Consider the following 14,516-nt stretch of genomic DNA (forward strand, 5'->3'; position numbering starts at 1 on the left):
GGCTGGCGCGTGCCATCTCCGATGCCGGGTGGGCGCAGTTCGTGCGGCTGCTTCAGGAGAAAGCCGAGCGCTACGGCCGCACCGTGCACGCGGTGTCCCGGTGGCTGCCCAGCTCGAAGACCTGCTCGATGTGTGGGCACGTCATGGACGCCATGCCGTTGAAGGTCAGGTCGTGGACGTGTCCCGGGTGCGGGGCGAGGCACGACCGGGACGACAACGCAGCTCGCAATATCCTCGCCGCCGGGCAGGCGGAGAGGCGAAACGCCTGTGGAGCCCGTGTCAGTCCTTCCTCCGGGGAGGCCGTGGGTGAGGAAGCAGGAACCATCCCAGACGTGGCGTAGCCGCGTGGGAATCCCAGGCCTTCAGGCCAGGGAGGATGTCAACACTCGACTTCGCGGCACGACCTCGCCTGCCCGCTTCGGCCTGACCGAGCAACGGGCCGAGGAACAGTTGCGCGCGGCCGGCTGGTGGCTCGGCGGCCATCCGACCGAGGGCAGCGAGCCCGTGCTCGGCGCGTTGTCCCGCAGCCCCGATCCCGATCTGGCGCTGCGCGGGCTGGACCGGCTGCGCGAGGCGCTCGGCGCGGACTGGCCTGCGCTCGCCGAGGCGCTGCGCGACGACCTCGGGCTGCGCGGCAGGCTGGTCGCCGTGCTCGGCGCGTCCACCGCGCTGTCCGACTTCCTGGTCGCCAACCCGGACCGCTGGCAGCGGCTCGCGTCGAGCACCGATGACCAGCCGGCCGACGGCTTCACCTCGGCACTGCTGACCGCCGTCGGCGCCGACCCGTCCGGGCCGCCGCCCGGCACACCGAACGGCGCGCGGGCGACGCTGCGCGGCCCGCAGGCGGTGCGGGCGCTGCGCCTGGAGTACCGGGGGCTGCTGTGCCGGGTCGCCGCCAACGACCTCGCGCACGTCGTCGAGCCGTCGCTCGCCGATCCAGGGTACGACGAGGTCGCCGGGCAGCTGTCCGACCTGGCGGTCGCCGCGCTGCGGGCCGCCCTCGCGGTGGCCGCGGCCGAGGTCGGGCCTGCGGACGGGCCGCTGCCGTGCGAGCTGGCGGTCATCGCGATGGGCAAGTGCGGGGGCCGGGAGCTGAACTACGTCAGCGACGTGGACGTGGTCTTCGTCGCCGAGGGCGATCTCGCGGTGGCGGCCAGGCTGGCCGCCGGGATGACGCAGGTCGCCGGGCAGGCGTGCTTCGAGGTCGACGCGGCGCTGCGTCCGGAGGGCAAGGCGGGCGCGCTCGTGCGGACGCTGGACGGGCACGTGTCCTACTACCGCAAGTGGGCGCGGACCTGGGAGTTCCAGGCGCTGCTCAAGGCGCGGCCGGTGGCGGGCGACCCCGAGCTCGGCGAGCGTTACCTGGCGGCGCTCGGCCCGCAGGTGTGGACGGCCGCCGACCGGGACGGGTTCGTCACCGACGTGCAGGCGATGCGTAGGCGCGTCGAGGACCACGTGCCGAGCGGGATCGCCGACCGGGAGCTGAAGCTGGGCAGGGGCGGGCTGCGGGACGTGGAGTTCGCCGTGCAGCTGCTGCAACTGGTGCACGGCCGCAGCGACGAGGCGCTGCGCATCCCGACCACCACGCAGGCGCTGGCGGCGCTCGGCCACGGCGGCTACATCGGCAGGACCGACGCGATGGAGTTCGGCGAGTCCTACCGTTTCCTGCGCACGCTGGAGCACCGGCTCCAGCTCCAGCGGATGCTGCGCACCCACCTGTTCCCCGCGGACGACGACAAGGCCGGCCTGCGTTGGCTGGCCCGCGCGGCCGGGCTGCGGTCGGACAGCAGGCGGTCCGCCGACGAGGTGCTGCTCGTCGAGTACCGGCGGCACGGGAACCAGGTGCGGCGGCTGCACGAGAAGCTGTTCTACCGGCCGCTGCTCCAGGCCGTCGCCAGGGTGCCGGCGGAGGGCCTGCGGCTGACGACCAAGCAGGCCGTCGCGAGGCTCGCCGCGCTCGGTTTCACCGCGCCGGACGGCGCGTTGCGGCACATCGAGGCGTTGACCGAGGGCGTGTCGCGGCGGGCCGCGATCCAGGGCGCGCTGCTGCCGGTGCTGCTGGACCTGCTCGCCGAGACCCCGGACCCGGACGGTGGCCTGCTGGCCTATCGGCGGGTGTCCGAGGCGCTCGCGGAGACGCCCTGGTACCTGCGGCTGCTGCGGGACGAGGGCGCGGTCGTCGAGCGGCTGGCCACGCTGCTCGGCACGTCGAAGCTGGTGCCCGACCTGCTGGTCCGGGCTCCGGAGGTGTTACGGCTGCTCGCGGACACGCCCGCGCTGGTCGGACGCGATCCCGCCGAGGTGGCGACCTCGCTGCGCAGCGCCGTCGGCCGGCAGCGCGATCTCGGGCGGGCGGTGGCCGCCGCGCGGTCGCTGCGGCGGCACGAGCTGCTGCGGGTGGCCAGCGCCGACCTGCTCGGCCTGCTGGAGCTGCCGGCCGTGTGCGGGGCGCTGTCCAGCGTGTGGGCGGCGGTGCTGGAGGCCGCGCTGGACGCGGCGCTGTGGTCGACCGGCGCGGCGGCGGTCCGGCCGGCGACGATCGCCGTGATCGGCATGGGCAGGCTCGGCGGCCGGGAGCTCGGCTACGGCTCGGACGCCGACGTCCTGTTCGTCTGCGAGCCGACGGAGGGCCACACCGACGACGAGGCGGTGCGGTTCGCGGGTTCGGTCGCCGAGACCGTGCGGCGGCTGCTCGGCTCGCCGAGCCAGGACCCGCCGCTTGAGGTGGACACGGACCTGCGTCCGGAGGGCCGCAACGGCCCGTTGGTGCGGTCGCTCGACTCCTACCGCGCCTACTACGCGCAGTGGAGCGAGGTGTGGGAGGCGCAGGCGCTGCTGCGGGCCAGGTTCGTGGCCGGCGACCGAGGGCTCGGTGAGCGGTTCCTCGCGGCGGTGCAGCCGGTGCGGTATCCGGCAGGCGGGTTGGATGCGGCGCACGCCCGCGAGATCCGCCGCATCAAGGCCAGGGTGGACGCGGAGCGGCTGCCGAGGGGCGCCGATCCGACCACGCACACGAAGCTGGGGCGCGGCGGCCTGGCGGACGTGGAGTGGACGATCCAGTTGCTCCAGCTCCAGCACGCGCACGAGGTGCCGGCGCTGCGCACGCCGTCCACACTGGCCGGTCTCGCGGCGGCCGCCGAGGCGGGGTTGCTCGACGCGGCCGACGCCGAGGAGCTGCGCGCGTCGTGGGTGATCGCGACGAGGGCGCGCAACGCGGCGACCCTGGTGCGGGGCAAGCAGTCCGACCAGGTGCCGACGTCGGGTCGGGAGCTGGCCGCGGTCGCGTCCGCGCTCGGCTATCGGTCCGACGTCGACCCCGGGGAGTTCCTCGACGAGTACCGCAGGACGACGCGGCGGGCCAGGGCCGTCGTCGAGCGCGTGTTCTACGAGGGCTGAGGGGTGCTCCGGTGGCAGCCTGGGTGGACCTGAGCCACAGTGGAGGCTCGGGACCTGTCGCAACGCGAACGAAATCGGGGTTGATCTTGCCGTGAAAGCTGTCGCGCAGAACGCGTTCGGCGATGCCGATGTGCTGTCCTTGCAGGAACTGCCCGAACCGCTTGTCGGGCCGGACCAGGTGCTCGTCGAGGTGCGGGCCGCCGGCGTCAACCCGGTCGATCTGCTGGTGCGGGCCGGGTACCTGCAAACCGCGCTGCCACACCACTTCCCGCTGATCCCCGGCTGGGACGTCGCCGGGGTGGTCATCGCGGCGGGGCCCGCCGTGGCGGACTACGCGCCGGGCGACGAGGTGTACGGCTACCAGCGCAAGGACGACGTGCAGCACGGCACCTACGCCGAGCGGGTCGCCGGGACCGAGCGGGGGCTGGCGCACAAGCCGACGTCGCTGAGCTTCGAGGAGGCCGCGGGCCTGCCGTTGGCCGGGCTCACCGCGTTGCAGTCGTTGCACGCGGCCGGCATCCGCGAGGGCGACACGGTCCTGGTGCACGCGGCGGCCGGCGGGGTCGGGCACCTCGCGGTGCAGATCGCGCGGGCGCTCGGCGCCTCGCGGGTGATCGGCACGGCGTCGGAGCGCAACCACGAGTTCCTGCGGTCCCTCGGCGCGGAGCCGGTGACCTACGGCGACGGGCTGGTCGAGCGGGTCGCCGAGCTGGTTGGCGGGGACGGCAGGGTGGACATCGCGTTCGACTGCGTCGGCGGGAGCGCGCTGGAGGCGTCCACCGCCCTGGTCCGGGATCCGGCCCGCAGCGTGTCCATTGTGGACGCAAACGTGCGTGAACTCGGTGGCAAATATACGTTCTGCAAACCGAACAGCTTGGACCTGCGGTGGCTGGCACAGCTGGCCGACGCCGGCGGGCTGCGGGTGGAGGTCCAGCAGACCTTCGCGCTGGCCCAGGCCGCCGACGCGCACCGCCTGCTGGAGGGCGGGCACGTGCGGGGCAAGGTCGTGCTGACCGTCTGACGTCCGAGGCGGTCCGACAGGCCGTCCGACGGGGTCCGACAGGCGTTGTGGGCCCGGCACGCCGAGGTTCGACGGCGTGCCGGGCCCACAAGCGCGATTGGCTGGTTGGTGTCAGTCCTCGGGGTCCTCGGCGACCTCGGGAACGGTGGAGTACACCTCGACGACCCATTCCTCGACGAGCACGTCCTCGGACTCCTCGTCCTGGACGAGGCGGTTGGACAGACGCACACCCAGGCCGAGCACGTCGGCTGCGTGCACCGCCTCGATGGCCTCCTCGGCCGAGTCGAGGATGTTGGTGGAAAGCAGTTGCGGGGCTGCGAATTCGACAGCGTCAGTGGACACGGCGTGACCCTAACCTTCGCCTCGGCGGCCGGATGCCGGGGGCACCTCGCCCGTTGGGCGGATCGGCACGCGCGGTAACCTTCTCGACGCGCCAAGTGACAATTGTGGCGGGGAGAGGGAAGTTGTGGACACACACACGTTGGAGCAGGTGTGTGCCGACTGCGCCGGCACCGGCACGGTTCCCCACAGCAAGGACCACACCAGGCAGTGGGCGGAGCGGACGCTCGCCGAGCCGCCGTGGTCCGGACAGCTCGGGGAACTGCGGTCGCGGTGGGAACGGGGCGTCGGCGTGACGGCCGGCTCGTCCTTCGAGCAGTACGCCGACCTGATGGGCAAGTCCGACCGTCGGTTCCGCTTCGTGGCGCGGCTGTACGCGCAGGCGTACACCGGCCCGCCGTGCGCGACCTGCCAGGGCCTAGGCCGCACGCCGACCGAGGCCGGCAACGAGCTGTTGCAGTTCCTGCGGCAGTGGGGCACCCGGAACTGAGTGAACGGCCGAGGGCTAAACGGCTGAGGGCCGAGCGACCATGGCGGTCACTCGGCCCTCAGCCGGTCGGTCGAGCCCCTCGGCCCGTCCCGTCGCGCGGACTACACGTCGTAGTACAGCGCGAACTCGTACGGGTGCGGGCGCAGCCTGATCGGGTCGATCTCGTTCTCCCGCTTGATCCTGATCCAGGTCTCGATCAGGTCGGGGGTGAACACGCCGCCCTCGAGCAGGTAGTCGTGGTCGCGCTCCAGGTTGTCGATCACCTCGGCCAGCGTGCCGGGGACCTGCGGGACGTCGCGGGCCTCCTCGGGCGGCAGCTCGTAGAGGTCCTTGTCGATCGGGGCCGGCGGCTCGATCTTGTTCTTCACGCCGTCGAGGCCGGCCATCAGCATGGCCGAGAACGCCAGGTACGGGTTGCCGGACGCGTCGGGGCAACGGAACTCGACGCGCTTGGCCTTCGGGTTGTTGCCCGTGATCGGGATGCGGATGCACGCCGACCGGTTGCGCTGCGAGTACACCAGGTTCACCGGCGCCTCGTAGCCGGGCACCAGGCGGTGGTAGGAGTTCACCGTGGGGTTGGTGAACGCCAGCAGGCTCGGCGCGTGGTGCAGCAGGCCGCCGATGTAGTGCCGCGCGGTGTCGGACAGGCCGCCGTAGCCGGACTCGTCGTGGAACAGCGGGCTGCCGTTGGCCCACAGCGACTGGTGGCAGTGCATGCCGGACCCGTTGTCGCCGAACAGCGGCTTGGGCATGAAGGTCGCGGTCTTGCCGGCCTGCCACGCCGTGTTCTTCACGATGTACTTGAACAGCTGGAGGTCGTCGGCCGCGTGCAGCAGCGTGTTGAACTTGTAGTTGATCTCGGTCTGACCGCCGGTGCCGACCTCGTGGTGCGCGCGCTCGACGGTGAAGCCGGAGCCCTGGAGGTTCAGCACGATCTTGTCGCGCAGGTCGGCGAAGTGGTCGGTCGGGGAGACCGGGAAGTAGCCGCCCTTGTAGCGGACCTTGTAGCCCTTGTTGCCGCCCTCCTCGTCCGCGCCGGTGTTCCACCAGCCGGCCTCGGAGTCGACCTCGTGGAAGGAGGCGTTCTGGGTGGTGTCGAAGCGCACCGAGTCGAAGATGTAGAACTCGGCCTCCGGACCGAAGAAGCAGGTGTCCGCGACGCCCGACTCGGCCAGGTACAGCTCGGCCTTGCGCGCGATGTTGCGCGGGTCGCGGCTGTAGGCCTCGCGCGTGAACGGGTCGTGCACGAAGAAGTTGACGACGAGTGTCTTCTCGATCCGGAACGGGTCGAGCCGCGCGGTCGCCAGGTCCGGCAGCAGCAGCATGTCCGACTCGTGGATCGACTGGAAGCCGCGCACCGAGGAGCCGTCGAACGCCAGGCCCTCCTGGATCGCGTCCGCGTCGAAGGCATCCGCTGGCAGGGTGAAGTGCTGCATGATGCCCGGCAGGTCGCTGAACCGGACGTCGACGAACTTCACGTCGTTCTCAGAGATGAACCGCAGGACCTCGTCGGGATTGGTGAACACCCTCGTTGGCTCCTTCGTCAGAATTTTCGTCTGCTGGTCGGCCCCGCCAAGAACGAGGTCGCGGTCGTCGGCCGCCGCGGGGCCCGCGTCCGGTCGCGTGATGACGCTAGGGCCGAGGTGTTGCCCGACCGTCACTCAGATGTTTCACCAGTGTTAACGGGACCTGATCGAGCAGGTTTCGGACCTGCCGGTCCTCACCCGGTGAGCACGGCCTTACTCTGGTGGGGTGAGTAGGTGGACCGGTTCGTGGCTTTCTGGCCCGCGCGCGGCGTTGGCACCCGGCGCCGACGCCGGCGACCGGCCGGCACAACAGTGGCGGGGTGAGCGCCTCGGGCTGCCCCGCAGCGGGCCCGGCTCGGTCGCGGGCACCGGCCGTCGCGCGGTGGCGTTCCTCGTCGACGCCGTGCTGGCCGGCGGCGTGGCCGGCGTGTTCACGTTCCCGCACGCCCCGCAGAACTGGAGCCTGCTCGCCTGGTTCCTGATCACCGTCGTCGCGGTCGCGTTCTTCGGTTTCACCCCCGGCCACGCCCTGCTCGGCCTGCGGGTCGCCAGGATCGACGACGTCGCCATGGTCGGCCTGCCGAGGGCGATGCTGCGGACCGCGCTGATCTTCCTGGTGATTCCGGCCGTCGTCTGGGACACCGACGGGCGGGGCCTGCACGACAAGGCCACCCGCACCATCGTGCTCCGGATGCGCTGAGCTACGCGGACTCGGCCGGCCCCGCGGGATCGGCCAGGTGCACCGCGTTCGCCCTCGTCACGAAGCCGAGCCTGCGGTAGACGCGGTCCGCGCCGTCGTCGCCCGGCGTCAGCCACGGGAGCGTCGCCCCGGCGAGCCGCCAGCCAGCCTGCACCGCGTGCGCCGTGACCAGGGCGCCGAGCCCGCGCCGCTGATGGCTCGGCAGCGTCGCCACCCCGACGATCTCGGTCACCTCGTCGGCGACGGCCGTCCACGAGGCCGCGGCCACCGGCACCCCGTCCAGCGTGGCCAGCACGCTGCCGCCGTCCACCGGAGGCGGCGGCGCCGTGCCGTCGCCGTCGCCGAGCGACATGCCGAACGCGGCGTTCGCGACCGTCCGCGCCTGCGTCGCCTGCTCGGCCGTGGTGACCAGCTCGACGACCACCCCCGCCGGGGTCGGCGGCAGGGTCAGGTCGGCGGGGTCCATGGTCAGCAGGGGCATCCGCTTGTCGACCTCGACACCGGCGGCCACCAGCGCGTCCACCGCGCCGGGGCTCGCCTCCTCGACCAGCTCGAAACGCACCCGCCCCGGCGCGAACGCCGCGCGCAGCACGGCAAGGGCCTCGGTGACCTCGTGCACCGCGCTGCCAGGCGAGGCCGCAACGGCGTAGGACATGAAGTCCGGGCCGTCGACGGTCAACAACCCGGTGAAGGGCGCGGCGGCCACCACGCGGCGATGCCGGCTCACGGAGGCGAGCTGGGCGGCGGCGATCCGAGTTCCGATGTGCACGGCCGCACGCTAAGGCCTGCCCCACCCACCACGAAACGGATTACCGCGCTCGTGTGTGGAAGGCCATCGCACCAGCACCCGCCCGCGCCGCGCGCCGCGTTCACAGGCGGCCATACGCGGCCATACGAAAGCCCGCCCCACCCGCCGCGAGTGGGCGGCGTGCGGGGCGGGCTTCGACGTGTGGTGCGGGGACTCGGGTCAGCGGCGGCGCATGGTCCGCTGCACGTTGCGCATCTTGGCGCCCTGCGGCATCGGGCCCTTGGGCAGCGCGGCACCCCGGCTGGCCAGCGCGGTGAGCCTGGCCTCCATGGTGTCCACCTGCGCGGGGCTGATGTTGCGTGGCAGCTTCATCAGGTAGCCCTGAAGCCCCTTCAACGGGATCTGGCCCTCGTCGTTGCCGACGATCACGTCGTAGATCGGGGTCTCGCCGACGACCCTGGAGACCCGCTTCTTCTCCTGGGCGAGCAGCGCCTTGACCCGGTGCTGCGCGCCCTCGGCGACCAGCACCACGCCGGGCCGGCCGATGACCCGGTGCACCGCGTCGAGCTGGGTGGTGCCCGCCACGGCGGGGGTCACCTTCCACTTGCCGCGCAGGTTCTCCAGCGCCCAGGCCGCCGCGCCGGGCTGGCCCTCGGCCTTGCCGTAGACGTTGCGCTGCACCCTGCGGCCGAACACGACGACCGCGAGCAGCGCGCCGACCGCGAGGCCCAGCGGCAGGAGCACCCACTGAAGCCCGAAGATCAGGCCGACCCCGAAGGCCACCGCGGCGGAGCCGAGGAACACGCCCAACATCCAGGGCAGGAGTCCCTTGTCCTCGCGGCGCTGCATCTTGAACGCCTCGAAGATCTGCCCACGCTTGGCGCGACTCGCGGCGCGCCGCGCGCGTGCCGCCTCCTTGGCGGCCGCCTTGTCCTGCTTAGGAGCCATGCCCCTCAGGATACGGCTGCCCGGCCGGCTTGATGACGGGTGCCACCTGCTTGCCGGTCGCGATCTGGAAACGCCGGCCCGGCGGGTGGTCGAACGGCGCGGGGAGGCTCTGCGAGGATGCCGGCATGGACACCGAGCGTCGGCTGCTGGAGGGACTTGATCCGGAACAGCGGGCCGCGGTCGAGGCGCCGCGCGGACCGGTCTGCGTGCTCGCGGGGGCGGGCACCGGCAAGACGCGCACCATCACGCACCGCATCGCCTACCTGGTGCACCGCGGCCTGGTCGTGCCGGGCCAGGTGCTCGCGGTCACCTTCACGGCCAGGGCGGCCGGCGAGATGCGCACCCGGCTGCGCGCGCTCGGCGTGCCGGCCGCGCAGGCCCGCACGTTCCACGCGGCCGCGCTCAAGCAGCTCCGCTACTTCTGGCCGCGCGTCGTCGGGGACGACCAGTGGCAGTTGCTCGACGGCAAGCTCAGGCTGGTCGCCCAGGCGGCCAACCGCGTCGGCGCGCCGACCAGCTCCGAGTCGCTGCGCGACCTGGCCAGCGAGATCGAGTGGGCCAAGGCGTCCCTGGTCGGGCCGGAGGACTACCCGGCGGCCGCGGCGCGCACGCGCAGAGAGATGCCGGGTCCCGCCGAGCAGGTCGTCGCCGTCTATCGGACGTACGAGGAACTCAAGACGCGGGCCAGGATGCTCGACTTCGACGACCTGCTCCTGCACACGGCGGCGGCGCTCGAGGAGCACAGCGAGGTCGCGCTGGAGTTCCGCGACCGGTACCGGTGCTTCGTGGTGGACGAGTACCAGGACATCACCCCGCTCCAGCAGCGCGTGCTGGACGCCTGGCTCGGTGGCCGGGACGACCTGACCGTGGTCGGCGACGCCAACCAGACGATCTACTCCTTTGCTGGCGCGTCGCCGCGTCCGCTGCTGGACTTCCCGAGGCGGTTCCCCGAGGCGGCCGTGGTGCGGCTGGAGCGGGACTACCGGTCGACCCCGCAGGTCGTGTCGCTGGCCAACCAGGTGATCGGCGCGGCCCGCGACCGGCCGGCAGGCTCCCGGCTGCGGTTGATCGGCCAGCGCCCCGACGGCCCGGTGCCCAGGTTCGCCGAGTTCGACGACGAGCCCGCCGAGGCGGCGGCCGTCGCCAGGCGCATCAGGGAGCTGCTCGACGGCGGCGTGCCGGCCAGCGAGATCGCGGTGCTGTTCCGGGTCAACGCCCAGTCCGAGGTGTTCGAGCAGGCGCTGACCGAGGCCGACATCCCGTACCTGGTGCGCGGCGGCGAGCGGTTCTTCGCCAGGCCCGAGGTGCGGCAGGCGATGGTCACGCTGCGGATGGCCAGCGGGAGTCCGCAGCGCGGCGAGCTGCCCGACGCCGTCCGGCAGGTGCTCGGCGGGCTCGGCCTGACCGAGGAGCCGCCCGCGGGCGGTTCGGCCCGCGAGAAGTGGGAGTCGCTGCTCGCGCTCGTCGAGCTGGCCGAGGAGCTCGCCGCGACCGTGCCGGACGCGGACCTCGCGAGGTTCGTGGTCGAGCTGGACGTCCGGGCCGAGGCGCAGCACCCGCCGACGGTGGAAGGCGTCACGCTGGCGTCTCTGCACGCAGCCAAGGGCCTGGAGTGGGACGCGGTGTTCCTTATTGGCCTGGTTGAAGGGACGCTGCCGATCCAGCACGCCGACGGGGACGACGCGGCGATCGAGGAGGAGCGCAGGCTCCTCTATGTGGGGGTCACCCGCGCGAGGGAGCACCTGTGGCTGTCCTGGGCGCTGTCCCGCGCGGCGGGCGGCGCGCGCTACCGCAGGCGCAGCCGGTTCGTCTACGGACTCGTGCCGGACGACCACCCGGCCGCGCGGCTGGCGAAGTCGCGGCAGGAGGGCCCGCCGAGCTCGCGCGGCCGCGCGAAGCCGATGTGCCGGATCTGCGGCGATCCGCTGGTCGGCACGTTCGACGTGAAGCTCGGCCGCTGCGGCGACTGCCCGGCCGACCTGGACGAGGACCTGCTGGTGCGGCTGCGGGTGTGGCGGTCGGAGCGGGCGCGGGAGCTGAAGGTGCCGGCGTACGTGGTGTTCACCGACGCGACTCTGGTGGCCATCGCCGAGCAGCGTCCCGAGGACACCGCGGGGCTGGTGTTGATCTCCGGCATCGGGGCTGCCAAGCTCGACAAGTTCGGCGCTGACGTGCTGTCGCTCGTGCATGGCGGCGGTGCGGAAACCACCTGATCCAGCGGTACTTCGAAAAATCTTGAGCTAGTTCGGAAAACCTGTTGCACCCGTGTGGCAGCGCCGCATAACCTGCATAAGCCGGGCACGGAGTGCCCGAATCGGACTTCATGACGACGATGCCCCTGAGGAGGTGGCCCCGATGAGGATTCTCAACCTTTCCTGCGTCCCTGGCTACCTTCCGACCGGGGGTACTGGCGCGTCCTGGACGGCCGCTGTGGCGAAGCCACGCGGCACCACCGTTCGGTACGCCATGCCGTCTGTCGCCGGGCTAGCCCTGGTGAAGCGCCACAGCCAGATCGTCGATGTTCCGACCAGCTTTGCGCCGTCCGCGCACGAGCGAAGTACCTGACGCCCAAGTCAGGACTCAGGCTCACGAAGGCCGCGGACCGCAAGTCGGTTCCGCGGCCTTTGTGTTTTTTCAGATGGGATACCCAGCACCGCCAGACAGGAGATTCTCCATGTTGACCGCAACCGTCCCGCTATCCAGCGGGACGCTGCCTGAAGTGTCCGAGCCTGGGGGAGTCGGCGTTGCCGGCCTGCTCGACACTGCGCCCGCTACTGGACTTGACCTGCCCTGTCGCACCAACAACCCGGACCTGTGGTTCGCCGATGCTCCTACCGAGCTGGAGCAGGCCAAGAGGTTCTGTGTCAGCTGCCCGGTGAAGAACGAGTGCCTCACCGGCGCGATCGCACGGCACGAGCCCTGGGGAGTGTGGGGCGGCGAGATCTTCGAACGCGGCGCGGTGATCGCGCGCAAGCGGCCTCGCGGTCGTCCGCGCAAGGAAGATCGAGCCAGGGAAGCAAGTCCAGCAGCAAACACCAGCCAGGAGGCCGCAGCATGACCGCTCGTCGCACCACCACCGGTACCGCACTGACCGCTGATCTGAACCCCACGAGGAACATCGCCATGTTGATGCATGAAGACCTAGCCAGAACCCGAATGCGCGAGGCGGAGCATTCCGCCGAGCGCCAGAGGCTCGTCCATCGAATATCCGCCGCCCGCCGCTGGCGCCGGATATCCGGTTGGGCCGAGCGGCGCGCCCTCCAGCTCGCCGACCAGCTCTGAGCCACCCCGGCGGCACCCGTCCCACGGGTGCCGCCGGAATGGCCCTAACCCAACCGCAGCACCCGGCTGTGGCCCGCAGCTGCGGGCCTGAATCGCAGCATCTCGGCTGCGGCCCGCAGCTACAGGCCTGAATCGCAGCATCCGGCTGCGGCCGCAGCCGTGGTGCTCAGGCGGTACCCGGCTGTGGCCCGCAGTCACAGGCTTGAACCGCGGCATCCGGCTACGGCCGCAGCCGAGATACCCCAAGCGGTACTCAGCTGCGGCCGCAGCCGTGGTGTTCAAGAGGCACCCGGCTGTGGCCCGCAGCCACAGGCGTGAACCGCGGCACGCGGCCGAGGTCCGCAGCTACAGGCCTGAACCGCAGCATCCGGCTGTAGCCCGTAGCCGCAGGCTTGAACCGTGGCATCTCGGCTGCGGTCCGCAGCTACAGGCCTGAACCGCGGCATCCGGCTGCGGCCGCAGTCGAGATGCTCAGGCGGCACTCGGCTGTGGCCCGTAGTCACAGACTTGAACCGTGGCATCTCGGCTGCGGTCCGCAGCTACAGGCCTGAACCGCGGCATCCGGCTGCGGCCGCAGTCGAGATACCCAAGCGGCACTCAGCTGCGGCCGCAGCCGTGATGCTCAAGCGGCACCCGGTTGCGGCCCGCAGCTTCAGGCCTCAACCGCAGCACCGGCCGAGGCTCGCAGTCACAGGCGTGAACCGCAGCATCCGGCTGTGGCCCCGTAGCCGTAGGCCGCAACTGCGGCACTCGGCTGCGGCCGCAGCTACAGGTTTGAACCGCGGCACCCGGCCGAAGCCCGCAGCCACGGTGCCTAATCGCCGGCCCGCAGCCAACGGGCCCCGACCGCCAGCACTCAGCCCCGACCGCCAGCACTCAACCTCGGCTCGCAGCCGCAGCCGCAGCCGCAGCCGGAGCCGGAGCCGGAGCCGGAGCCTCCGACCATGGCCCGCAGTCGGGCTGTCCGGTGTGTCGGTTGGCGGCGAAAACCCAATCAGCCAACGGAAATCGCAGCTACGGCCGGTGTCGCCCTCCTAAATGACAGGAGGACGGCCCCGGTCGTCTGTACGGTTTGCCTGTGACCGGACACACACATGACGGCGTGGACTGGCCCGCGCGGCTGGTCGCCCTGCGGCGCGCGGACCAGACACAGACAGCCGAGCTGCGGACGGTGGCCGAACGCCTGGTCAGCGCGACCTGCGAACAGCCGACCGTCCTCGACATCGGATCCGGCGCTGGCGGCATGAGCGTGGCGCTGGCCTCGGAGCTGGACAAGCGCGGCGGCGGCACGCTCATTCTCGTCGACGCCGTGCCCGAACTCCTGGACGCGGCCACCTCGGCGGCCCGCGCCGCGGCCAACGGCGCGGTCCGGGTCCGACCGGTGCTCGCCGACGTCGCCAAGGAACCGCTGCGCGACCTGGTGCCCCCGGCCGACCTGATCTGGGCGGCCAGGGTCGTCCATCACCTACCCGACCAGCGCCACGGGCTCGACCAGCTCGTCGGTGCCCTCGCGCCGGGCGGCTGGCTCGCCCTCGCCGAGGGCGGCCTGGAGACCCGCTGCCTGCCGTGGGACATCGGTATCGGTGCCCCCGGCCTCCAGGACCGGCTCGCGGCCGCCCGCGCGGAGTGGTTCGCCAGCATGCGCGCGGACATGCCCGACTCGACACGGCTTCCCGTCGGCTGGAACATCGCCCTCGCCGAGGCCGGCCTCGGCGAGGTGAGCGCATTCAGTTATCTCATCGATCATCCTGCTCCCATCTCCCGCGTCGTCGCGGACTCAGTGATGGACTGGCTTCGTTGGCTCGGTGACGTCTCCGTCGACAAGGTCAGCGACGAGGACACCGAAACCGTGCGCCGACTGCTCGACCCGGACGATCCCGCCTACGTCGGCTCTCGGCAGGACGTCTTCCTGTTGCAGACGCTGACCGTGCACCTTGGTCGGGCCGCCTGGCACTGACCCAGATCTCAGATCTCAGGTCCCACACCTGGGATTTCGGACCTCCGTGACGCTGTGGTCGGCGGGCCTGCGGGCGTAGCGTCACGGAGGTGACGGAGGCGGCATGCGG

13 protein-coding genes are annotated in these 14,516 nt (G+C 71.9%); 9 read left to right on the forward strand and 4 right to left on the reverse strand.

The genetic code is table 11. The features are described 5' to 3' along the window. The first annotated feature begins 83 nt into the window (after nt 1-83). The 3 genes from F0L68_RS11260 to F0L68_RS11270 all read left to right on the forward strand — a co-directional run bounded on the left by F0L68_RS11260 (nt 84) and on the right by F0L68_RS11270 (nt 4,417). Nucleotides 84-341 (forward strand): zinc ribbon domain-containing protein, encoded by a 258-nt coding sequence (locus F0L68_RS11260; RefSeq protein ID WP_240542966.1) that lies wholly within the window; start codon nt 84-86, stop codon nt 339-341. A 4-nt stretch (nt 342-345) separates the two neighbouring features. Beyond that, entirely contained in the window at nt 346-3,396 is a 3,051-nt protein-coding gene (locus tag F0L68_RS11265; protein WP_223198692.1) for a bifunctional [glutamine synthetase] adenylyltransferase/[glutamine synthetase]-adenylyl-L-tyrosine phosphorylase, read from the forward strand. A 91-nt stretch (nt 3,397-3,487) separates the two neighbouring features. Then, nucleotides 3,488-4,417, forward strand: coding sequence for an NADP-dependent oxidoreductase (locus F0L68_RS11270; protein ID WP_149849469.1), 930 nt, complete (start codon nt 3,488-3,490; stop codon nt 4,415-4,417). Between the two features lie 111 nt (nt 4,418-4,528). Here the strand turns inward: F0L68_RS11270 and F0L68_RS11275 are convergent, their stop codons facing one another. Further along, nucleotides 4,529-4,759, reverse strand: a complete 231-nt coding sequence (locus F0L68_RS11275; RefSeq protein ID WP_149849470.1) for a hypothetical protein — start codon at nt 4,757-4,759, stop codon at nt 4,529-4,531. Between the two features lie 124 nt (nt 4,760-4,883). Between F0L68_RS11275 and F0L68_RS11280 the strand changes: the two genes are divergently transcribed. Then, nucleotides 4,884-5,246, forward strand: a complete 363-nt coding sequence (locus F0L68_RS11280; RefSeq protein ID WP_149849471.1) for a hypothetical protein — start codon at nt 4,884-4,886, stop codon at nt 5,244-5,246. A 101-nt stretch (nt 5,247-5,347) separates the two neighbouring features. Here F0L68_RS11280 and glnA read toward each other — a convergent pair whose 3' ends face one another. Then, nucleotides 5,348-6,772 carry a type I glutamate--ammonia ligase gene (gene glnA, locus F0L68_RS11285; protein WP_149849472.1) on the reverse strand — a complete coding sequence of 475 codons (1,425 nt, stop codon included), beginning with the start codon at nt 6,770-6,772 and terminating at the stop codon, nt 5,348-5,350. Between the two features lie 226 nt (nt 6,773-6,998). Here glnA and F0L68_RS11290 point away from each other — a divergent pair, with 226 nt between their 5' ends. Then, a complete protein-coding gene (locus tag F0L68_RS11290; RefSeq protein WP_149849473.1) occupies nt 6,999-7,472 on the forward strand; it encodes an RDD family protein in 474 nt (157 codons plus the stop codon). 1 nt (nt 7,473) lies between these two features. Here the strand turns inward: F0L68_RS11290 and F0L68_RS11295 are convergent, their stop codons facing one another. Beyond that, nucleotides 7,474-8,241: a GNAT family N-acetyltransferase gene (locus F0L68_RS11295; protein ID WP_149849474.1), complete on the reverse strand. Its 768-nt coding sequence runs from the start codon at nt 8,239-8,241 to the stop codon at nt 7,474-7,476. A gap of 198 nt (nt 8,242-8,439) precedes the next feature. After that, nucleotides 8,440-9,168: a DUF4191 domain-containing protein gene (locus tag F0L68_RS11300; protein ID WP_149849475.1), complete on the reverse strand. Its 729-nt coding sequence runs from the start codon at nt 9,166-9,168 to the stop codon at nt 8,440-8,442. A 125-nt stretch (nt 9,169-9,293) separates the two neighbouring features. Between F0L68_RS11300 and F0L68_RS11305 the strand changes: the two genes are divergently transcribed. From F0L68_RS11305 to F0L68_RS11320, 4 genes are all read left to right on the forward strand, one after another. Then, nucleotides 9,294-11,381 (forward strand): ATP-dependent DNA helicase UvrD2, encoded by a 2,088-nt coding sequence (locus F0L68_RS11305; RefSeq protein WP_149849476.1) that lies wholly within the window; start codon nt 9,294-9,296, stop codon nt 11,379-11,381. Between the two features lie 461 nt (nt 11,382-11,842). Beyond that, entirely contained in the window at nt 11,843-12,226 is a 384-nt protein-coding gene (locus F0L68_RS11310; RefSeq protein WP_149849477.1) for a WhiB family transcriptional regulator, read from the forward strand. After that, nucleotides 12,223-12,450, forward strand: coding sequence for a hypothetical protein (locus F0L68_RS11315; protein WP_149849478.1), 228 nt, complete (start codon nt 12,223-12,225; stop codon nt 12,448-12,450). The genes F0L68_RS11310 and F0L68_RS11315 overlap by 4 nt, the downstream gene beginning before the upstream one ends. A 1,078-nt stretch (nt 12,451-13,528) precedes the next feature. After that, a complete protein-coding gene (locus F0L68_RS11320; RefSeq protein ID WP_149849479.1) occupies nt 13,529-14,407 on the forward strand; it encodes a class I SAM-dependent methyltransferase in 879 nt (292 codons plus the stop codon). Nucleotides 14,408-14,516 lie beyond the last annotated feature (109 nt).

The sequence above is a fragment of the Solihabitans fulvus genome, assembly GCF_008386585.1.
Classification (GTDB): Bacteria; Actinomycetota; Actinomycetes; order Mycobacteriales; family Pseudonocardiaceae; genus Solihabitans; species Solihabitans fulvus.

What these genes read in the sequence shown, in the direction of transcription:
- F0L68_RS11315 (WP_149849478.1), top strand. Translation starts at nt 12,223, where the DNA reads ATGACCGCTCGTCGCACCACCACCGGTACCGCACTGACCGCTGATCTG.
- F0L68_RS11300 (WP_149849475.1), bottom strand. Translation starts at nt 9,168, where the DNA reads ATGGCTCCTAAGCAGGACAAGGCGGCCGCCAAGGAGGCGGCACGCGCG.
- F0L68_RS11310 (WP_149849477.1), top strand. Translation starts at nt 11,843, where the DNA reads ATGTTGACCGCAACCGTCCCGCTATCCAGCGGGACGCTGCCTGAAGTG.
- F0L68_RS11305 (WP_149849476.1), top strand. Translation starts at nt 9,294, where the DNA reads ATGGACACCGAGCGTCGGCTGCTGGAGGGACTTGATCCGGAACAGCGG.